We start from the raw sequence: 228 nt of genomic DNA, 5'->3' as shown, positions 1-228 counted from the left end.
TTACTTGATTAACCAATTTATCTGTAAACGTACCAACATGCGTTATGACGAATGGGGCGGTTCTTATGAGAAGCGTATGCGTTTCCCGCTAGAGATCGTTAAATCGATTCGCGAAGCGGTGGGTAAAGATTTCATCATTATTTTCCGTTTATCGATGCTGGATTTGGTTGAGCAAGGCAGCACATTCGAAGATGTTGTCCTTCTGGCTCAGAAGCTTGAAGAAGCGGG

General features: G+C 43.9%; 1 pseudogene. It reads left to right on the top strand.

The window, feature by feature from the left end:
- Positions 1 to 228: pseudogene (gene fadH, locus AB4496_RS01370) on the top strand (NADPH-dependent 2,4-dienoyl-CoA reductase); the annotation flags it as partial.

Origin of the sequence: Vibrio sp. 10N.222.46.A1 (assembly GCF_041473595.1) — a bacterium.
In the GTDB taxonomy this organism is placed as follows: domain Bacteria; phylum Pseudomonadota; class Gammaproteobacteria; order Enterobacterales; family Vibrionaceae; genus Vibrio; species Vibrio tasmaniensis_A.
Note: the sequence above shows the minus strand (reverse complement) of the source record. Positions and strands in the feature narration are given on the sequence as shown.